This window comes from Nonomuraea sp. KM90, from assembly GCF_052246675.1.
Classification (GTDB): Bacteria; Actinomycetota; Actinomycetes; order Streptosporangiales; family Streptosporangiaceae; genus Nonomuraea.
Genome location: NZ_JBQQCB010000066.1, coordinates 1 through 19,225 on the forward strand (window position 1 = coordinate 1; position 19,225 = coordinate 19,225).

Genomic DNA, 19,225 nt, shown 5'->3' on the forward strand with positions numbered 1-19,225 from the left:
CCGCGGCGCCCCGATGGAGGGGGACTTCGAGATCGGGTCGATCACGAAGGGGATCACCGGGCTGCTCTACGTCGACGCGCTGGCACGGGGCGAGATCAGCCGCGACACGCTCCTCGGCGAGCTGCTGCCGATCGGCGACGTCCCCGCCGCGCGGATCAGCCTGGCCGCCCTCAGCACGCATCGATCCGGGCTGCCCCGGCTTCCCGCCGCCATGCACCCGTTACGCCGGACCGTCGCCCTGTGGCGGCACGGGACGAACCCGTACGGGGAGGACCTCGAACAGCTCCTGGCCCAGGCGCGGGGGACCAAGGTGGGCAAGCCGGCGCCGCGATACTCGAACTTCGGGTTCGAGCTGCTCGGCCACGCCATCGCCCGCGCCGCCGGCACGACGTACGCCGGCCTGGTGCGCGACCGGATCGCCGGCCCCCTCAAGCTCGGCGGCCTCTACGTGCCCGCGGGTCCGGAGCGGCTCCGCCCCACGGCCCTGACCGGCCGGAGCAAGCGGGGACGGCCACGGGAGCCGTGGACGGGCGAGGCGCTCGGGCCCGCGGGCGGCGCCCGCGCCGCCATCCGGGACATGGCCCTGCTGACGGACGCGCTGCTGAAGGGCACGGCACCCGGCGTCGCCGCGCTCGACCCGGTCGCCCCCTTCCAGGGCAGGGTGCACATCGGTGCCGCCTGGCTCGTCCTGACGGTCGGGAGCGGCTTCACCCTGCACAATGGCGGCACGGGCGGCTTCCGCTCCTGGCTCGGGCTCCACCGCGCCTCGGGAACCGGCGTGGTCGTGCTGTCCGCCACCGCGGCCTCCGTGGACCGTCCCGGGTTCAACCTCCTGGCAGAGCTGTCCGGCGGCCCGAAGAAGGCACGTCCCACCCGATGAGCTCCCGGGCGCGGGAGGTCTTCTCCGCCACCCTCGACAGGGTCGAGCGGAACAGCACGCTCGTCACCGGCGACCTGGCGACGGAGGCACGGAAGATCAAGCAGCTGCGCGACACGCGCGCGTTCGGCTCGGGCATCGTCTCCCTGCACTAACGAGGTCACCTGACCGCCGGGCGGGTTGACCGCCCATCGAACTGCAACTAGCTTTGTTACAGTTCAATCGGCGGCGAAGGGGGACACGGTGAGCCTCAGCAGCAGGACCGCGGTCGCGATCCACGCGCTCACACTGCTGGCGCGCTGGGGCGAGCGCACGCTGACCTCCGCGGAGATCGCGGACAGCCTGGAGAGCAACCCGGTTCTCGTGCGGCGCGTCCTCGGCAGCCTGCGGGAGGCCGGCCTGGTGCGGGCCACGGAGGGCCGGGGCGGCGGCTGGTCGCTCGCCCGCGGCCCCCGCGAGATCACGCTGTACGACGCGTACGCCGCCGTCGAGGAGGGGCCGATCCTGTCCCGCCACCCCCACCCGCCCAGCGCCGACTGCGAGGTGGGGCGCAACATCCAGGCCCTGCTGGAGTCCGAGTTCCGGGACGCGGAGCGGGCCCTGGAGGAGCGGCTCGGCCGCACGACCATCGCCCACCTGCACCAGCAGGTGCTGACCATCGAGCGCGAACTCGCACTGCCGCGGTAGCCCCTGCCGCGGGCCGAGCGACGGCGGAGGCCGGTCCTCCGCCGTTCTTTTCGCCCTAACTGTAACCGTGGTGGTTACAGACAAGACAGCTGGAGGACGGACAGCATGACTTCCACGACGGGCACGACCGCACGGACCGGCTCGGCACCGGCCCTGCTGGCGGTGCTCCTGCCGGCGATGCTCGCCACGGTCATCGCCAGCGACATGGTCAACCTCATGCTCCCCGCCATCGGGACGGAGTTCGGCGCCTCGGAGGCGGAGCTCGCCTGGGTCGTCACCGGATTCCTGCTGATGTTCTCGGTCGGCATCCCCTTCTACGGCCGCATCTCCGACCGGGTGAGCCTGCGCCGCCTCTTCTGCTTCGCGCTGCTGGCCTACGCCGCCGGGAGCCTGATCTGCGCGCTCGCCCCGGACCTCCTCGTGCTCGTGCTCGGGCGCGTCGTGATGGGGGTCGGCGCGGCCGCGATACCCGTGCTGTCGATCATCGCCGTCACCACGCTGATGCCGGCCGACCGGCGGGGCGCGGGGATCGGCGTCATCTCCGCGTCCGCCGGCATCGGCACCGCCGCCGGACCGGCCGTCGGCGGCGGCATCGGGCAGTTCCTCGGCTGGCCCGCGCTGTTCTGGATCATGCTCGCGATCGCGCTGGTCCTGCTGCCCGCGGCGGCACGCGTGCTGCCGGGCGACGCCCCGTCGGGCGCGGGGCGGTTCGACCTCCCCGGCGGCATCCTGCTGGGGCTGGGCGCCGGGCTGGTGCTGTTCGGCATCACCCAGGCCCAGGTCTCCGGCCTGGCGGCGCCCTCGTCCTGGGCCAGTCTCGCGGTGGCGGTCGTGGCGATCGCGCTCTTCGGGTGGCGTACGGCCCGCGTCGCGGAGCCGTTCGTCCCGCCCGCGCTGTTCGCCGACCCGGTCTACCGGGCGGCCGTCGTCATCGCGTTCCTGGCCATGATCGTCAACCTCGGCGGCCTGGTCCTCGTCCCGCTGCTGGTGGTGGACGTCAACGGGCTCGGCCCGGGGGCGGGGGCGCTGGTCATGATCCCGGCCGGGGTCGCCGTCGCCGCCGTCTCGCCGCTGATCGGCCGCCTCTCCGACCGGGTCGGCACCCGGCCCCTGGTGCTGGCGGGCCTGGCCGCCATGGGACTGTTCGCCGTGTTCCTGTCGGCCTGCGCGGGAGGCACGTCGGTGATCCCCGCGGGGATCGGGGTCCTCGGGCTCGGCGTCGGCTTCATCTTCGTGCTGACCCCGATCATCAGCGCCGCGGCCGGCACGCTGCCGGGCGACCGGGTCGGCGTCGGCATCGGGATTCTCCAGGGAGCCCAGTTCCTCGGCGCCGGCACCGGCCCGGCCCTGCTCGGCGCGCTGGTGACCGCGAGACAGCAGAGCGGCGCGGGCGCCGTCAACCCGCTGTTCCCCGGGCACGAGGGCGCCGCCTACTCCGACGCCTTCCTGGCCATGGCCGCGGTCGTCGTCCTCGCGCTGGTCGTGGCCGTCCGGATGCGTCCCAGGGCGGCGGCCGGCTAGAGGTCAGTACCGGTTCGTCTCGGCGTCCAGGTCGAGCCCCGCGTCGAGCTCCTTCGCGGAGACCCCCTTGAGGCCCAGCTGGTCCTTGGCGATCCGGCCGAGCGTGGGCAGGCTCTTGCGGTCCGGCCAGGTCTCGGGCTTCCACAGCGACGAGCGCAGGAACGCCTTCGCACAGTGCATGTACAGCTCCTCGACCTCCACGAGGACCGCCAGGCGCGGTCGCTTGCCCTGGACCACCAGGTCGTCGAAGAACGGCGCGTCCGACACGAGCGTCGCGCGCCCGTTCACCCGGAGGGTCTCGTTCATCCCCGGCACGATGAACAGCAGCCCGACGTGGGGGTTGTCCAGCACGTTGCGGAGGCTGTCGAGCCGGTGGTTGCCGGGCCGGTCGGCCAGCGCCAGCCGGTGGTCGTCGAGGACCAGCACCGACCCGGCCGGATCCCCCCGGGGTGAGACGTCGCAGGTGCCGTCGGAGTTCGAGGTCGCCAGCAGCACGAACGGCGAGTGCGCGATGATCGTGCGCGCGTGCTCGTCGATCCGGGCGATGTCCTTGTCCCAGATGGGCTGCGGCGGCTCTTTCACGATCTCCCGGAGCTCGGCGTGGGTCCCCACCGTACGGATCTCAGAAGCGTTCATCACTCGATCTTAGGTGAGCCTAACCAGGACTGTCAGGGCGGTACTAAGCTGGGGCGATGCCGCCCGTGCCGGACCTCTTCCTCCCATGACCAGGCAGATCCGCACGCTGCCCGCCCTGGCCGCCGGGCCGGCCGACATGCCGTACACGATCCTCAGCTGGAGCGAGACCTTCGTCCACGACACCACGTGGAACGAGCATTCCCACCCCTGGCACGAGTTGCTCTGGAACGAGCGCGGCGCGTCCACGGCCGTGGTGGGGGCACGGGTCTGGACGATCACGCCCACCCTGGGCCTGTGGATGCCCGCCGGCACCCTGCACTCCGGTTCGGCCACGGCCGGCACCTGGTGCCGCGCCGGTTTCCTCGCCTTCGGCGCCGTGACCCCGATCTCCCCCACGCCCGTCGGCGTCGAGATCACCCCGCTGCTGCGGCTGCTGCTGGAGCGGCTCACCGACACCGAGCTGCCCTCCGGCTCGCGGGCGGTGACCGAGGCGATGGTGCTCGACGTGCTCACGCCCTCCTCGCACGAGCTGCTCCTGCAGGTGCCCACCTCCGACCTGCTGCGCCCGATCGCCGACGCGGTGCGCGACGACCCGGGCGACCAGCGGACGCTGGCGGACTGGGCGGCCCGCCTCGGCGTGAGCGCCCGCACGATCAGCCGGGCCTTCAACGCGGAGACGGGCACCAGCTTCGCGCGCTGGGTGGCGGCGGTACGCGCCCAGCACGCGGTCGGCCTGCTCACCCGGGGCTGGGACGTCGATGCCGTGGCCGAGGAGGTCGGCTACCGCTCGGCGAGCGCGTTCGGCGCGGCCTTCCGCCGGACGACCGGGCTCACACCGGGGGCGTTCCGGGCACGTTGAGGCCACGCGTGTCCCGATCGCGACAGTCGATGTCTCAAATGATTGATTGCGACAAGTCGCCCATTTCTCCTATGGTGCCCATAGAAAAGGCAAGCCTTACCTAACTAATCCGAGGGCCGGGCACCAGCGGATTCTGAAGTGGAGTACGGGATTGAAGCGTCCACCTAGCCTTCGCATCCTCACCGTGGCGGCCGTCCTGCTGGGCATCACGGCCTGTGGCGGCACCTCGGAGACCAAGGACGAGACCACGGGCGCCGGCGCGAGCGCCAGTGCCACCACCAGCGCCGGCAACAGCGCGAGCGCCTTCCCCATGACGATCGAGCACGCGCTGGGGACGACCATCATCGAGGCCAAGCCGCAGCGGGTGGCCACGGTGAACTGGGCCAACCACGAGGCCCCGCTGGCCCTGGGCGTCGTCCCGGTCGGCATGGCGGCCGCGAACTTCGGCGACGACGACGGCGACGGGCTCCTGCCCTGGGTCGAGGAGCGGCTGGAGGAGCTCAAGGCCGGCAAGCCCGTACTCTTCGACGAGACCGACGGCATCGACTTCGAGGCCGTCGCCGACACCAAGCCGGACGTCATCCTGGCCGCCTACTCGGGCCTGACCCAGCAGGACTACGACACCCTGAGCGACATCGCGCCCGTGGTGGCCTACCCGGACGCCGCCTGGGCGACCCCGTGGCGCGAGATCATCCGGCTGAACAGCAAGGCCATCGGCCTGGCCGCCGAGGGCGACAAGCTCATCGGCGACATCGAGGCCGACATCAAGGCGGTCGTCGACAAGTACCCGCAGCTCAAGGGCAAGTCGGCGATGTTCATGACGCACGTCGACCCCAACGACGTGAGCGAGATCGGCTTCTACACGACGCACGACACCCGCACGCTGTTCTTCGAGGATCTCGGGCTGACGATCCCGGGCAGCATCGCGGAGGCGTCCAAGGGCACGGAGAAGTTCGCCCTGAGCCGCAGCGCCGAGCAGATCGACGTGTTCGACGACGTCGACATCATCACCGGGTACGGCGACGAGAAGGGCGAGCTGCTCGCGAAGATCCGCAAGGACCCGCTGCTGTCGAAGATCCCCGCCGTCGAGCGCGGCTCGGTCTACCTGCTGCCCGACAGCAAGCCGCTGGGCACCGCCGCGAACCCGACCCCGCTGTCGATCTCGTGGGTGCTGGAGGACTACGTCAAGGCGCTCGCCGAGGCCGCGGACAAGGTCAAGTGACCCTGCCCGCTCCCCCGCCCGCACCCCCGCCAGACCGCACGCCCGAACGCACGGCCGAACGCATGGCCGACACCGACCGCGCGCCGGACGCCGCCCTCGTGCGGCGTCCGGCGCGTGTCCGGGTCCTGTGGCTGCTCGTCGCGGTGCTGGTCCTGGCCGTGATCATGGTGGCCTCCGTCGCCCTGGGGTCGCGCGACGTCGCCTGGTCCGACGTCTGGGCGGCCCTCGGCGGTACGGACGGCTCCCTCGAACAGGCGGCGGTCACCAAGCGGATCCCGCGCACCCTGCTCGCCGTGGTCATCGGTGCGGCGCTCGGCCTGGCCGGCGGCGTCATGCAGGGCGTGACCCGCAACCCGCTGGCCGACCCGGGGATCCTGGGCGTCAACATGGGCGCCTCGCTCTCCGTCGTCACCGCGGTCGCGTTCCTCGGGCTCACGTCGCCGACCGGGTACATCTGGGTCGCGATGGCGGGGGCCGCCGTCTCGGCCGCCTTCGTGTACACCGTCGGCTCCCTCGGGCGCGGCGGGGCCACGCCGCTCAAGCTGGCGCTGGCCGGCGCCGCCACGTCGGCGGCCTTCGCGTCCCTCGTCAGCGCCGTCGTCCTGCCCCGCAACGACATCGCCGGCAGCTTCCGGCTCTGGCAGATCGGCGGCGTCGGCGGCGCCTCCTACGAGCGCATCGGGCAGGTCCTGCCGTTCCTCGCCGTCGGCTTCGCCATCTGCCTCCTGTCCGCGCGGGCGCTGAACTCGCTCGCCCTGGGCGACGAGATCGCGGCCGGGCTCGGCGAGCGGGTCGCCGTCATCCGGGGCACGGCCGCGCTCGGCGCCGTCGTGCTGTGCGGCGCCGCCACGGCCGTCGCCGGGCCGATCGCCTTCGTCGGGCTCGTCGTCCCGCACGCGTGCCGCCTGCTCGTCGGCGTGGACCACCGCTGGATGCTGCCGTTCTCCGCCCTGGTCGGCGCGTCGCTGCTCACCGCCGCCGACGTCGTCGGCCGCGTGGTGGCCAGGCCCTCGGACATCGAGGTGGGCATCGTGACGGCGCTGATCGGGGCCCCGTTCTTCATCCACATCGTCCGCCGTCAGAAGGTCCGTGAGCTGTGAGCGCCCCTGCCGCCGGCCGGCCGCCCGCCGTCCAGACAGCCGTCCAGACAGCCGTCCAGACAGGCGTCCAGGCGGTCGCCTCGACCGTCGCCCCGACCGTGGTCCGGGCGGTCACCCGCGGCCGGCGCCGGCGCGCCGCGCGCCGCCGCCTCGTCGTCCTGACGCTGGCCGTGCTCGCCGTCGCCGCGTTCGCCGTGACCCTGATGGCCGGGCAGACGTTCTACCCGCCCGAGGACGTGGTCCGCGTCATCCTCGGCGAGCGGGTGCCGGGGGCGACCTTCACGGTCGGGCGGCTCCGGCTGCCGCGGGCCGTCCTCGCCGTGGTCGCGGGCTTCAGCTTCGGCCTGGCCGGCGTCACCTTCCAGACGATGCTCCGCAACCCGCTGGCCAGCCCCGACGTGATCGGCATCAGCTCGGGCGCGAGCGCCGCGGCGGCCGTCGCGATCGTGTCTCTTTCTCTCGGCGGGACGCAGGTGTCGGTCTTCGCCATCGTCTCCGCCCTCGTCGTCGCCCTGCTCGTGTACACCCTCGCCTTCCGGGACGGCGTCGTCGGCACGCGGCTCATCCTGATCGGCATCGGGATCTCCGCGATCCTCGACAGCATCACCGCGTACGTGCTGTCCCGGGCCGCCGAATGGGACCTCCAGGAGGCCACGCGCTGGCTGACCGGCAGCCTCAACGGCACGACCTGGGACCAGACCCTGCCCGCCCTCGTCGCCCTGGTCGTCCTCACCCCGGTCCTGCTGGCCCGGGCGCGCGACCTGTCGGCGATGCAGCTCGGCGACGACACCGGCGCGGCGCTCGGGGTCCGCGTCGAACGCACCCGCATCACGGTGATCGTCGCCGCCGTCGGGCTGATCGCGTTCGCCACGGCGGCGGCCGGGCCGATCGCGTTCGTGGCGTTCCTGTCCGGCCCCATCGCGGCCCGGCTCGTGGGCCCGGGCACCTCGCTGCTCGTGCCCGCCGGGCTGGTCGGCGCCCTCCTGGTCCTCGTCGCCGACTTCGCCGGGCAGTTCGCCTTCGACGTCCGCTACCCGGTGGGCGTCGTCACCGGCGTGCTCGGGGCGCCGTACCTCGTCTATCTGATCATCCGCTCGCACCGGGCCGGAGGCTCCCTATGACCACGTCCCACTCCCTCGCGGCCGAGGGGCTCACGCTCGGGTACGGCGACCGCGTCGTCGTCGAGTCCCTCGACCTGGTCGTGCCGCCCGGGGAGATCACCGTCATCGTCGGCGCGAACGCCTGCGGGAAGTCGACGCTGCTGCGTTCCCTGTCGCGGCTGCTCGCGCCGCGCGCGGGCCGGGTGGTGCTGGACGGCAAGGAGGTGCACCGCATGCCCGCCAAGAAGCTGGCCCGCACGCTCGGGCTGCTGCCCCAGTCGCCGGTCGCGCCGGAGGGCATCACCGTGCTCGATCTCGTCGGCCGGGGCCGCCACCCCCACCAGGGGATCTTCTCCCGGTGGAACCACGAGGACGACGTCGCCGTGGCGGCCGCCCTGGAGGCCACGCGGACGACGGACCTGGCCGACCGCGCCGTCGACGAGCTGTCCGGCGGCCAGCGCCAGCGGGTCTGGATCGCCATGGCGCTGGCCCAGCAGACCGACCTGCTCCTCCTCGACGAGCCCACCACCTTCCTCGACGCCAGCCACCAGATCGAGGTCCTCGACCTGCTGACCGACCTGAACCGCGGCCGCGGCACCACGATCGTGATGGTCCTGCACGACCTCAACCTGGCGGCCCGCTACGCCGACCACCTCATCGCCCTCGCCGACGGCCGCCTGCACGCCTGCGGCGCCCCGGCCGAGGTGCTCACGGAGGACTGCGTCCGCACCGTCTTCGGCCTCGACAGCCGCATCATCGAGGACCCCGTCTCCGGCCGTCCCCTGATGCTCCCCATCGGCCGCCACCACGTCCGCCCGCGGCACGCCTCGGCCCAGGAGACCACCGGCTGACAACGCCCCACGCCCGGCTCACCGGGGAGATGTCCGGCTCGGCGCAGCGGGGCGCCCGCGTCACTCAGCGGAGGCGGTGAGCTGCTGTCGCGTCCCGGCGAGCTGCCGCATCCGGCACCATGCCAGGGCCGGCGGCCCCAGCCGGCCCAGCAGGACGACCGCGGCCAGCAGCGGCGCCGTCGGCCGGCCCGGCCACAGGATCAAGGAGATCAGCGCGGCACCGGTCACGATCATCAGGCAAGATCGCATCATGCCGCTCAGTCCGACGGCCGGAGGCCGGGGCGCGACCCCGGTTTCGGCGGGCGGATCAAGGGGCATCGAGCGGCCAGGACGCCGCGAGACCGGCGGGGCGAGGAGGAGGAAAGTCCGTTGAGGCCCGAGACCATGCGCACCCGCGCCCGTGGACCGGGGATCGCCCCGCTGAGCGAATACGCCATCGACCCGCGCCACGGGTTCCTGCCCGCCGACGACCCGGTGGACGCGCTGCCGCCGTACTACCTCCCGTGGGAGCGGGCCGGGCGGAACCTCTCGGCCCTGATCATGACCGGGCGCCTGCGCCCGGCGATCGAGTCCATGCCCGTGCTCACGCCGGACGCCCTCGATTCCCCCGGGGAGCGGGAGCGGGCCATGCTCCTGCTGACCTTCCTCGCGAACGGCTACGTACGCGGCGCCGACCAGCCCGCACACACGCTCCCGGCCCCGGTGGCACGTCCCCTTCACGAGCTCGCCCGGCGGCTGGACCGGATGCCGATCGTCGCGCATGCCTCGGCCGTCCTGAACAACTGGCGGCGCATCGACAGGACGGAGCCGCTGAGCACCTCGAACGTCGACACCCAGCTGACCTTCCTCGGCGGCGTGGACGAGAAGTGGTTCTATCTCGCGACCGTGGGGGTGGAGCTGGCCGGCGCCCCCGGGCTGCCGCTCCTCGCGCGGGTCCGGCAGGCCGTTGCCGGCGACGAGCACGACCGGCTCACCGAGGCGCTGATCGGCGTCCGGGAGGTGCTCGGCCGGGTGGTCGACGCGCTCCTCGACATCGAGCGGTGGTGCGACCCCCACGTCTTCTACCACCGGATCAGACCGTTCCTGACGGGCTGGGCCGCGCCGGGGATGCGGTTCGAGGGGGTCGATCGGGAGCCTCTGGTGCTGGCCGGCGGCAGCGCCGCGCAGAGCTCCCTCATCCAGGCCTTCGACGCCGGGCTCGACGTGCCGCATCGCGACGGGCTGACCGCCGGCTTCCTGACGGGCATGCGCGCGTACATGCCGGGGCCGCACCGCCGCTTCCTCGCGGATCTGGAGGCCGGTCCCTCGGTGCGCGACCACGTCGAGCGGCACCGCGCCGCCCGGCCGCGGCTGTCCGAGGCGTACAACGCGGCCGTGGCCGCCCTCGCCCGGCTCAGGGCGCTGCACATCGGCATCACCGGGCGCTACATCCAGCGGTTCGAGCGCGGCGAGCAGGCCAAGGGGACCGGTGGCAGTGACTTCGCCGACTTCCTGAGGAGAGCCCGCGAGGAGACCGTCGAACGGCTGCTGCCATGACGGGCCCCGTCTACGGGCGGTTCGACCAGGAGCAGCTGGACGTCCAGTACTCGCCGAGCAGCCTGGTGGGCGATCTGCAGCCGTACCTCGACGACTACGCCGAGCACAGCCGGCGCGCCCGGGCCGAGCTGGCCGGGGTGGCCCACCGCGACCTGCGTTTCGGGCCGGGGCCGGACGACCTGCTGGACGTCTACGGCCCGGCGGGGGACCGCGCGGAGGGTCACCCGGCGCTGTTCTTCATCCACGGCGGATACTGGCAGCAGCTGTCCAAGGAGGACAGCACGTTCCCGGCGCCGGCCGTCGTCGGGGCGGGCGGCGTCTACGCCACGACCGACTACACACTGGCCCCGCGTGCCCGGCTCGCCGAGATCGTCGACCAGGTGCGCGACGCCTTCGCCTGGTTGTGGCGGCACGCGGCCGACCACCGGATCGACCCGGATCGGATCGTGGTCTCCGGGTCGTCCGCGGGGGCGCATCTGGCCGCCATGTTGCTGGCCACGCCCTGGCGGCGGTGGGGTCTGCCGCCCGCGCCCATCGCCGGGGCGGTGCTGCTCAGCGGGATCTACGATCTGGCCCCGGTGCGGCACACGTACGTGAACGAGGTCGTCGGCATCGACCCCGGCGAGGTCCGTGACTGCAGCCCGATGTTCCTTTCGGGCGCTCGCTGCCCCGTGGTCGTCGCCTGGGGGGAACATGAGACGGACGAGTTCAAGCGGCAGTCGGCCGAGTTCGCCGCGCACCTGCGGGCGCGCGGCTGCCGGGTGACCGCGTACGAGCAGGCCGGGCGCAACCACTTCGACGCGCCGCTGGAGCTCGCCGAACCCGGCACCCGGCTGCACGCGGAGACCTGCGCCCTGCTGGGCCTGCCCTGAGGCGGTCAGTCGGCCGACGCGGTGAGGGCCGGCCGCCGCTCCCGGTCCACCTGCATGGGCCGCTCGTGGAACCCGCCCTGCGCGGTCCGGACGATCACTCCGCTCTCCGGCCCGTGCTCCCTGCTGTGCCGCTCCTGCAGTTGCAGGCCCAGGCAGAGCCGGTGGGTCACCCAGTAGGCGATGAACGGGCCGATGACCACGGCGAACCTGAAGAAGATCGTCACGGCCTCCACCGAGAGCTGCATCTGGTGCGCCAGCTGGTCGTTGGACGCGGCGGCCCACAGCAGCCCGTAGAAGGTGACGCCGGCCGCCGCGACACCCGTCCGCACCGCGACGTCGCGCGGCCGGTCGAGCACGGCGGGCACCGCGAGCATGGTCCCCTCCTTGGCCAGGCGGCTGCTGCTCTTGGGCCGGCCGAGCGCGTCCCGCCGGGCCAGGCGCTGGAGGACGAAGCGCTCCCCCAAGGGGTAGCCGGCCAGGACGGTGAAGAAGGCGCCCGGCACCACGAGCGCGGGCACCAGGACCGCGAGGCTGAGCGTGTATCCCGCGACGGTCAGCTCCCACCCCGGCATGATCCGCAGAGCGCCGTCGAGGAAGCCCATGTACCAGTCGGGCACCGACCCCGCCGAGATCTGGCCCGGGCCCGCCGGGCCGTACAACCAGATCGGCGCGATCTGGAAGCCCACCCCGAGAATGACGAGCACCCCGATCGTCGCGCCCGCCATCAGGGGGCGCGCACCCCGCCGCCCCGGCACCGACCCGGCGAAGCGCGAGTGGCCGTTGCGCCGCACCAGCCATTCGCGGGCGCCGAGGAGCGCCGCGATGGCGACCGGGAACAGCAGCACGTGCACCCAGTACATCACCGGGATGACGGTGTCCCCGGGGAATTCGGCGCCGAACAACAGCTGCACCGCGTACGAGCCCACCACGGGGATCGCCAGCAGAACCGACTGGATCAGCCACAGGCTCCCGCCGGACAGCAGGTCGTCGGGCAGAACGTTGCCGGTCTCCCCCGCGAACATGCCCAGCGGCAGCAGCGCCACCCAGATCAGCCACTGCAGCATGCGCGGGCGGCGGAAGGCGCCGGTGACGAACATGCGCAACAACTGGAGTGCGACCGCGGCCACGAACACCAGCGCCGACCAGTGGTGCACCTGCCGGACGAACAGGCCGCCGCGCACCTCCAGGCTCAGGTACATGGTGGAGTTGTAGGCCTCGCTGACCGGGATGTCACGCAGCGGCGTGTACACGCCCCGGTAGAGCACCGGAGACATGCCGGGGTCGTAGAAGACCATGAGAAATGCTCCGGTCAGCACCAGGACGACGAAAGACCAGATTGCCACTTCGGCGAACATGAATGACCAATGGCTGAACCGGAACGACCGACGTCTCATCACCCACGAGCGCATTGTGCCCTCCTCGTTTCGACTCCCATGCCATTGACGACATCGGCCGGGGAAATGTGACGCCCATGGGCCCCTCGGGGAGGGTGAGTTAGGTCACGGCGCGCGGCCGGAGACGCCGTACGCCCGGATCTTCCGGGGATGGCTAGGATCCACGCTTATGATCATTCGCGCATTAGCCGGGGCCGCCGTCGGCCTGGCGCTCGTCTCTGCCCCTGCCTCCGCCTCCGCCTCCGCCGAGCCGGTCAAGGGCGCCCCCGAGCTGACCCACAACGAGGTCTACAAGGCGGCCAAGCTGCCCAAGGTCTCCTGCAAGCTGACCAAGGGCACGAGCAAGGCGTCCACCCAGAAGTACGTCACCGGGCTCGTCGGCTGCCTGAACAAGGCGTGGAAGCCGGCGATCAAGGACTTCCGCCCGGTGGAGGTGGTGTTCAAGGACGCCGACGACAAGCAGTCCTGCTCCACCGGGATGGACGTCTCCCGCTCCTTCTCCGAGATCTGCGCCGTGCAGATCAAGGTCCGGCTGGCCGACGACTGGATCAGGGCCAAGAGCGACCTGGCGGTGTTCACGTCCATCACCAGGACCTGGAGCTCGGTCGTGACCGGGCAGACCGGCATCGGCGAGGCCTGGTGGGGGCTGGAGAACGACCGGTCCGAGTCCATGATGAACGAGCACAACCGCCGGTACTACCTGCAGATCGACTGCTTCCAGGCCGTGTCGGCGAAGGCCCTGGGACGCCAGGTCAAGGACTGGAAGCCCGTCGTCAAGGTGCCGGAGTTCTGGAAGAACAGGTTCCACGGCAAGACCGCCAACCGGCTCTACTGGCTCGAGAAGGGCTACACGGCGGGCAAGCCGGGCGCGTGCAACACCTGGACGGCCGGCTCCGCCAAGGTCGCCTGAGCCCGCCGACGGCGCGCGGCCGGCGGGTCAGTGCGACAGCGCGTACGAGCTGCCCCTCCGGAGCCGTTCGGCCACCGACTCGGCGATCTCACCCGCCCGGACCGCGGTGTTGGACAGCAGGGTCGAGGTGAGGCCGTGGGTGTGCTCGCTCGCGCCCTGGACGTAGATGCCGCAGCGCATCGCCTGGGAGGTGACGATCCGGTAGTCGCGTCCCAGGCGGACACCGCCGCCGGGGAGCCGGTCGCAGAGCCTGCCGGTCGTGCCCAGCAGGGTGAGCGGGTCGGCCGGCCGGTAGCCGGTCGCGTAGACCATGACGTCGGCCTCCAGCAGGGTGCGCTCGCCGGTGGGCAGGAACTCCACCGTGACCCGCAGGCCGGTCTCGTCCCGCTCGACGTCGGCGAGCCGGGAGGCGTTGAAGATGCGCAGCCGTTCCTTGCCCTGCACCCTTTCCTGGTAGTGGCGGCGGTAGAGCTCGTCGATGAGCTCCAGGTCCACGACGGAGTAGTTGGTGGAGGCGTGGTAGGCGCGCAGCCGCGCCTTCACCTCGTCGGGCGCGGCGTAGAAGTGGTCGACCGCCGCCGGGTCGAAGATGCGGTTGGCGAAGGAGCTGTCGTCCGCGGGGGTGTATCCGTACTTGGTGAAGACGGCGCAGACTTCGGCCCCGGGGAAAGCGGCGTGCAGGTGGTCGGTCACCTCGGCCGCGCTCTGCCCCGCCCCGACCACCACGAACCTGCGCGGGGCGCGCGTCCCGGGCAGCTTGTCGAGTAATTCCCCGCTGTGCCAGACCCGCTCGTCGCTCACCGTTCCGTCCGGCAGGACCGGTTCGAGCCCGGCGGCCAGGACCAGGTTGCGGCCCCGGCGGGTGACCAGCGTGCCGTCGCCCTGCCGGACGACCACGTCCAGGAACTCGATCGTCCCGTCCACCTCGACGGGGGTGACCGCGACGACCTCGGAGGCGTACTCCACCTGCTCGGTGAAGCGGGCGGCGGCCCATTCGAGATAGTCGTGAAATTCGATCCGGGACGGAAACATGGTTTTGTGGTTGATGAAGTCGAGCAGCCGGCCCCGGTCCCGGAGATAGCAGAGAAAGCTGAATTCGCTCGTCGGATTTCGCATGGTGACCAGGTCCTTCAAAAAGGACACCTGCATGGTCGTGCCTTCGAGCAGCATGCCCCGGTGCCATCCGAAGGCGGGCTGTTTCTCCAGGAACACGGCGTCGGCCTGGTCGCCTGTTCGTTCCTGGCGTTCCCGAAGCGCGATCGCCAGGGCGAGGTTGGACGGTCCGAAACCGATGCCTACGAGGTCGTGGACGTGCTGCTCCGCTGAGGACATAGAGGCCTTCCGCCGGCTGGATCAGGGGTGGAGACATCGCTTAATTTAGGTTAGGCTCCCCTTATTAAGGTGAGCCTAACTTAATCAGGCCCCACCGACAAGGAGGCACCATGCGGGTCGTGATGTTCGGCTACCAAACCTGGGGCCATCGCACGCTCCAGGCACTGCTGGACTCCACGCACGAGGTCGTGCTGGTGGTGACCCACCCCAGGAGCGACCACGCCTACGAGAGGATCTGGAACGACTCGGTGGCCGAGCTGGCCGAGGCCCACGATGTGCCGGTGCTCCTGCGCAACAGGCCGGACGACGAGGAACTGATGGCCCGGCTCAAGGAGGCCGAGCCGGATCTCATCGTCGCGAACAACTGGCGGACCTGGATCCCGCCGGAGATCTTCAACCTCCCCCGCCACGGCACCCTCAACGTGCACGACTCGTTGCTGCCCGCCTACGCCGGCTTCTCCCCGCTGATCTGGGCGCTGATCAACGGCGAGAAGGAGGTGGGGGTCACCGCGCACATGATGGACGAGGAGCTGGACGCCGGGGACATCGTGGTGCAGCGCGCGGTGCCCGTCGGGCCCGAGGACACCGCCACCGACCTCTTCCACCGCACGGTCGACCTGATCGCGCCGATCGTCACCGAGGCGCTCGACCTCATCGACTCCGGCCGGACCTCCTGGACCCCGCAGGACCGGTCGAAGGCCAGCTTCTTCCACAAGCGGTCGATCGAGGACAGCAACATCGACTGGACCTGGCCCGCCGAGGACATCGCCCGCCTGGTCCGCGCCCAGTCCGACCCGTATCCCAACGCCTTCACCTACCACAACGGCGAGCGCATCCGGGTGCTGAAGGCCTCGGTCTCCAAGGGCGTCTACGGCGGCACCCCCGGCCGGGTTTTCATCCGGGAGGGTGACGGCGTGGTCATCGTGGCGGGGGCCGAGGCCCGCCGCGGCCGCAGCCACGGGCTGGTGATCGAGCGCGTGCGTACGGAGGACGGCGCGGACCTGCCCGCCACCGAGGTGTTCCGCACGATGGGCGGCTACCTCACCGGTCGCCCATGACCGACCCCGTCGCCGGCGCCGCCGGCCGGTCGAGCACCCAGGAGACGTCCCTGAGCAGGGCGTGCCGCCAGCCCGCTCGATCGTGGCCCGAGGGCGACCGCGAGACCCGCACGGTCGCCCCGGCCCGTTCGGCCAGCGTCTCGACCAGCTCGCAGTGCGGGAGCATCCGCGTCTCGTGCTCCCCCACGTCGAACGCGGCCCGCAGGCCGGACAGGTCGGGCCGGTCCCGCAACCGCGCGGCGACGGCGCCGCCGGCCGGGCCGCCCATGGGGTCGGCCAGGTCGGTGGCGCCGGGCGCCCACCAGAACGACGCCGACTGGCAGGCGATGCCGGACACCAGCTCGGGGAACTCCAGTGCCGCGTACATCGCGCTCAGCCCGCCGAGACTCTGCCCGGCGACCACAAGCCGGTCCGGCTCGGCGGGCACGCCGCTCCCGGCCACCAGCGGCAGCAGCTCGTCCCGGATCGCCTCCCACAGCTCGGGCCGGCAGCCGAACTCGGCGTCCCTCGCCCGGGCAGGCAGGAAGACGAGCGTGACAGGAGGCAGGTCGCCGCAGGCGACGGCCGAGTCGAACGCCATCATGGCCGGGTGCAGGTACAGCCAGTCGTCCCCGTCGAGCAGCAGGACCATCGGCCCGCCGCCGCCCGCCGGGTGGACGCGCACGGTGCGCCGCCCGCCGAGCCGTTCGCTGGTCCAGCGCAGGCGGGTGCGCGGGAGGGGCAGCACGTCGGCGGCGCCGACGGCGGGCCAGTGCGGCTGGGCGGGGACGTCCGGGGTCGCGGCGATGGACCGGTCGCCGCCCGCGCCCACCGGGTTGAGCGGGTCGGCGTGCGCCCCGTCGGCCGTGCGGAGCTGGTAGGTCACGCGCAGCCGCGCGGGCATGGCCACCTCGGCGTACCAGCAGTCCGTGTCACCCCACCGGCGCAGCGGCACCGGCTCGGACCAGCTCTCGAAGCCGATGCTCGCCGGGGACCCGCGCCACAGGAACAGCGTCAGCCAGCCGCCCCCGGCGGGTACCGACGCGGGTCCCCCCGCCGCCGCCCAGAACTCCTCTGTACCGGGTTCACCGGGAAGCCCGAACTTCGCGAAGGTGCTCTCCATGCGCAAGTCCCCATCCGTCCCTACCGCCGACCGGCAATTAAGGATAGCTTTACCTAAATTGAGTGATCGAAATGGTGAGCGGTCCCGCGGCCGGCGGGTGGCCGGCGTCGGCGTGCTGGTGGTGGTCCTCGCGGTCGTGGGGGCGGCGTCGCTGGCCGTCGGGGCGCGCGCGCTGAGCCCTCTGGAGGTGTGGCACGGGTTGTTCGCGGCGGCGGGCTCCGACCAGCGGCTGACCGAGATCACGCTCATCGTGCAGACCGTGCGGGTGCCCAGGACCGTGCTCGCGATCGTGGCGGGCGTCGCCCTGGGGGTCGGCGGGGCGCTGATCCAGGGGTTCACCCGCAACCCGATCGCGGACACGGGGTTACTCGGGGTGAACTCCGGCGCCTCGTTCGCCGTGGTGTCGGCGATCCTGCTGTTCGGGCTGAGCAATCCGTACCAGTACGTGTGGTTCGCCTTCCTCGGGGCGGCGGCGGCCGGTGTCGTGGTGTTCGGGCTGGCGAGCATCGGCCGGGTGGCGGGCAGCCCTCTGACGCTGGCGCTGGTCGGGCAGGGGATCACGGTGTTCCTGGCGGCGATGACCACGGCGGTCGCGCTGTCGGACCAGGCGTCGCTGAACGCGCTCCGGTTCTGGAACGAGGCGTCCGTGGCCGGTGTGGGATTCGACGTCATCTGGCCGGTGACCGTGTTCGTCGCGGCCGGGCTGGTGCTGGCGCTGAGCACGCTGCCCGCCCTCAACCTGCTCAACCTGGGTGACGACGTGGCGCGGGGCCTGGGGGTGAACACCGCGCTGAGCCGGACCGCCGGCATCGCCGCCATCACCGTGCTGGCGGGCGCGGCGACGGCGGCGTGCGGCCCCATCGCGTTCCTCGGGCTCATGGTGGCCCACGTCGCCCGGTACCTCACCGGGCCGGACTATCGCTGGCTGGTGCCGTACGCGGGCCTGCTCGGCGCGGTCGTCCTGCTGGCCTGCGACATCGTGGGACGCGTGGTGATCCGGCCGGGCGAGCTGCAGGCGGGAGTCGTCGTCGCCCTCACCGGCGCGCCCTTCTTCGCGGCGCTGGTGTGGCGCGGGAAGTTCAGGAAGACATGACCGGGCCGGCGGTGCGGCGGACGGTGGTGCCGGGCGTGCGGCTCGGGAACGCGTCGTTCGTGTGGCGGCCCTGGATGGTGCTGGTCACGCTGCTGCTGGCGGCGGCGGCCTTCCTGGTGTTCTGCCTGTCCATCGGCGCCGGGGACTTCCCCATCGGCCTGCCCCAGGTGATCGCCACGATCCTCGGCCGGGGGGAGCGGGTCGACGAGTTCGTGATCATGGATCTGCGGATGCCGCGCGCCCTGGCCGGTCTCGTCGTGGGGGTCGCGCTCGGGGTGTCCGGGGCGATCACGCAGTCCATCGCGCGCAACCCGCTGGCCAGCCCGGACGTTCTCGGGATCACCGGGGGCGCGAGCGCGGTCGCCGTGTTCCTGGTGACGGTGTCGGGCGGGGCCGCCGCGGCGATCGTCAGCTCCGTGGGGCTGTCCGCGGCGGCGCTCGCGGGCGGTCTCGGCACGGGTCTGCTGGTCTACTTCCTGGCCTGGCGGCGCGGGATCGACGGTCTCCGGCTCATCCTCATCGGCATCTCGGTGAGCGCCGTGATGGAGGCGATCACCGTCTGGCTGCTGGCCAGGGCCGACATCCGGGACGTGGCCCGGGCCCAGGCGTGGCTGGTCGGCTCGCTGGACAACCGGTCGTGGGGCGAGGTCTGGGTGGCGCTGTGGTGCGCGCTCGCCCTCCTGGCCGTGGTGTCGCTCGTGGCGTTCCACCTCAGGCCGATGCACTTCGGCGACCAGGTCGCGGCGAGCCTGGGCGTCCGCTACTCGATGGTGCGGGCGGTCCTGCTGCTGTGCGCGGTGCTGCTGGCCGGGGTGGCGGTGAGCGCGGCCGGGCCGGTCCCGTTCGTGGCGCTGGTCGCGCCGCAGGTGGCGATGCGCCTGACGCGGTACGCGACGCCGCCGCTGGTGGCCTCCGGGCTGGTGGGCGCGCTGCTGTTGATCGGCGCGGACCTGGTGGCGCGTACGGCGCTGCCGTTCACCCTCCCGGTCGGCGTGATCACCGCCGCGATCGGCGGCCCCTTCCTCGTCTACCTGCTGGTACGGACGAACCTCAGAAGAGGGATATGAAGGATAGG

The 19,225-nt window shown here is 72.2% G+C and carries 20 protein-coding genes; 15 read left to right on the forward strand and 5 right to left on the reverse strand.

The annotated features are described in order from the left end of the window. The 4 genes from ACTWPW_RS40665 to ACTWPW_RS40680 all read left to right on the forward strand — a co-directional run. Window positions 1–880, forward strand: an 880-nt coding sequence (locus ACTWPW_RS40665; RefSeq protein ID WP_443171802.1) for a serine hydrolase domain-containing protein, incomplete at its 5' end; no start/stop codon positions are given. Further along, entirely contained in the window at window positions 877–1,032 is a 156-nt protein-coding gene (locus ACTWPW_RS40670; protein WP_375109743.1) for a hypothetical protein, read from the forward strand. The genes ACTWPW_RS40665 and ACTWPW_RS40670, both read left to right, overlap by 4 nt. An 88-nt stretch (window positions 1,033–1,120) precedes the next feature. Continuing rightward, window positions 1,121–1,564, forward strand: coding sequence for an Rrf2 family transcriptional regulator (locus tag ACTWPW_RS40675; RefSeq protein ID WP_375109742.1), 444 nt, complete (start codon window positions 1,121–1,123; stop codon window positions 1,562–1,564). A gap of 105 nt (window positions 1,565–1,669) precedes the next feature. After that, window positions 1,670–3,085, forward strand: coding sequence for an MFS transporter (locus ACTWPW_RS40680; protein WP_443171803.1), 1,416 nt, complete (start codon window positions 1,670–1,672; stop codon window positions 3,083–3,085). Between the two features lie 3 nt (window positions 3,086–3,088). Here the strand turns inward: ACTWPW_RS40680 and ACTWPW_RS40685 are convergent, their stop codons facing one another. Then, window positions 3,089–3,721: a pyridoxamine 5'-phosphate oxidase family protein gene (locus tag ACTWPW_RS40685; RefSeq protein WP_375109740.1), complete on the reverse strand. Its 633-nt coding sequence runs from the start codon at window positions 3,719–3,721 to the stop codon at window positions 3,089–3,091. Between the two features lie 85 nt (window positions 3,722–3,806). Here ACTWPW_RS40685 and ACTWPW_RS40690 point away from each other — a divergent pair, with 85 nt between their 5' ends. The 5 genes from ACTWPW_RS40690 to ACTWPW_RS40710 all read left to right on the forward strand — a co-directional run bounded on the left by ACTWPW_RS40690 (window position 3,807) and on the right by ACTWPW_RS40710 (window position 8,853). Then, on the forward strand, window positions 3,807–4,580 hold the full coding sequence (locus tag ACTWPW_RS40690; RefSeq protein WP_375109739.1) for an AraC family transcriptional regulator: 774 nt from the start codon (window positions 3,807–3,809) through the stop codon (window positions 4,578–4,580). Window positions 4,581–4,731: 151 nt separating this feature from the next. After that, a complete protein-coding gene (locus ACTWPW_RS40695; protein ID WP_375109738.1) occupies window positions 4,732–5,802 on the forward strand; it encodes an iron-siderophore ABC transporter substrate-binding protein in 1,071 nt (356 codons plus the stop codon). A 62-nt stretch (window positions 5,803–5,864) separates the two neighbouring features. Next, window positions 5,865–6,902, forward strand: coding sequence for a FecCD family ABC transporter permease (locus ACTWPW_RS40700; RefSeq protein ID WP_443171804.1), 1,038 nt, complete (start codon window positions 5,865–5,867; stop codon window positions 6,900–6,902). Window positions 6,903–7,000: 98 nt separating this feature from the next. After that, window positions 7,001–8,023: a FecCD family ABC transporter permease gene (locus tag ACTWPW_RS40705; RefSeq protein ID WP_375110213.1), complete on the forward strand. Its 1,023-nt coding sequence runs from the start codon at window positions 7,001–7,003 to the stop codon at window positions 8,021–8,023. Next, entirely contained in the window at window positions 8,020–8,853 is an 834-nt protein-coding gene (locus ACTWPW_RS40710; protein WP_375109736.1) for an ABC transporter ATP-binding protein, read from the forward strand. The genes ACTWPW_RS40705 and ACTWPW_RS40710 overlap by 4 nt, the downstream gene beginning before the upstream one ends. A gap of 60 nt (window positions 8,854–8,913) precedes the next feature. Here ACTWPW_RS40710 and ACTWPW_RS40715 read toward each other — a convergent pair whose 3' ends face one another. Further along, window positions 8,914–9,087, reverse strand: coding sequence for a hypothetical protein (locus ACTWPW_RS40715; protein WP_443171805.1), 174 nt, complete (start codon window positions 9,085–9,087; stop codon window positions 8,914–8,916). 135 nt (window positions 9,088–9,222) lie between these two features. Here ACTWPW_RS40715 and ACTWPW_RS40720 point away from each other — a divergent pair, with 135 nt between their 5' ends. Together ACTWPW_RS40720 and ACTWPW_RS40725 are read left to right on the forward strand one after the other, a co-directional pair. Continuing rightward, on the forward strand, window positions 9,223–10,389 hold the full coding sequence (locus ACTWPW_RS40720; RefSeq protein WP_443171806.1) for a hypothetical protein: 1,167 nt from the start codon (window positions 9,223–9,225) through the stop codon (window positions 10,387–10,389). Continuing rightward, window positions 10,386–11,261: an alpha/beta hydrolase gene (locus ACTWPW_RS40725; RefSeq protein ID WP_443171807.1), complete on the forward strand. Its 876-nt coding sequence runs from the start codon at window positions 10,386–10,388 to the stop codon at window positions 11,259–11,261. Before ACTWPW_RS40720 ends, ACTWPW_RS40725 begins: the two co-directional genes overlap by 4 nt. Before the next feature lie 5 nt (window positions 11,262–11,266). On the opposite strand, the gene ACTWPW_RS40730 is transcribed toward ACTWPW_RS40725, so the two are convergent. Then, complete coding sequence (locus ACTWPW_RS40730) at window positions 11,267–12,604, reverse strand: cytochrome b (protein ID WP_443171808.1); 1,338 nt, start codon at window positions 12,602–12,604, stop codon at window positions 11,267–11,269. Between the two features lie 220 nt (window positions 12,605–12,824). On the opposite strand from ACTWPW_RS40730, the gene ACTWPW_RS40735 reads away from it, so the two are divergent. Further along, window positions 12,825–13,565: a hypothetical protein gene (locus ACTWPW_RS40735; protein WP_443171809.1), complete on the forward strand. Its 741-nt coding sequence runs from the start codon at window positions 12,825–12,827 to the stop codon at window positions 13,563–13,565. Between the two features lie 27 nt (window positions 13,566–13,592). Here the strand turns inward: ACTWPW_RS40735 and ACTWPW_RS40740 are convergent, their stop codons facing one another. Beyond that, complete coding sequence (locus tag ACTWPW_RS40740; RefSeq protein ID WP_443171810.1) at window positions 13,593–14,897, reverse strand: lysine N(6)-hydroxylase/L-ornithine N(5)-oxygenase family protein; 1,305 nt, start codon at window positions 14,895–14,897, stop codon at window positions 13,593–13,595. 110 nt (window positions 14,898–15,007) lie between these two features. Between ACTWPW_RS40740 and ACTWPW_RS40745 the strand changes: the two genes are divergently transcribed. Next, the gene (locus tag ACTWPW_RS40745) at window positions 15,008–15,955 is read left to right on the forward strand and encodes a methionyl-tRNA formyltransferase (protein WP_443171811.1); all 948 of its coding nucleotides are present in this window, start codon (window positions 15,008–15,010) and stop codon (window positions 15,953–15,955) included. Here the strand turns inward: ACTWPW_RS40745 and ACTWPW_RS40750 are convergent. Further along, the gene (locus tag ACTWPW_RS40750) at window positions 15,939–17,057 is read right to left on the reverse strand and encodes an alpha/beta hydrolase-fold protein (protein ID WP_375109728.1); all 1,119 of its coding nucleotides are present in this window, start codon (window positions 17,055–17,057) and stop codon (window positions 15,939–15,941) included. The genes ACTWPW_RS40745 and ACTWPW_RS40750 overlap by 17 nt on opposite strands. 58 nt (window positions 17,058–17,115) lie before the next feature. Between ACTWPW_RS40750 and ACTWPW_RS40755 the strand changes: the two genes are divergently transcribed. Beyond that, window positions 17,116–18,150, forward strand: coding sequence for a FecCD family ABC transporter permease (locus ACTWPW_RS40755; protein ID WP_443171812.1), 1,035 nt, complete (start codon window positions 17,116–17,118; stop codon window positions 18,148–18,150). Continuing rightward, window positions 18,147–19,217 carry a FecCD family ABC transporter permease gene (locus ACTWPW_RS40760; RefSeq protein ID WP_443171813.1) on the forward strand — a complete coding sequence of 357 codons (1,071 nt, stop codon included), beginning with the start codon at window positions 18,147–18,149 and terminating at the stop codon, window positions 19,215–19,217. The genes ACTWPW_RS40755 and ACTWPW_RS40760 overlap by 4 nt, the downstream gene beginning before the upstream one ends. The last annotated feature ends 8 nt before the right edge of the window (window positions 19,218–19,225 follow it).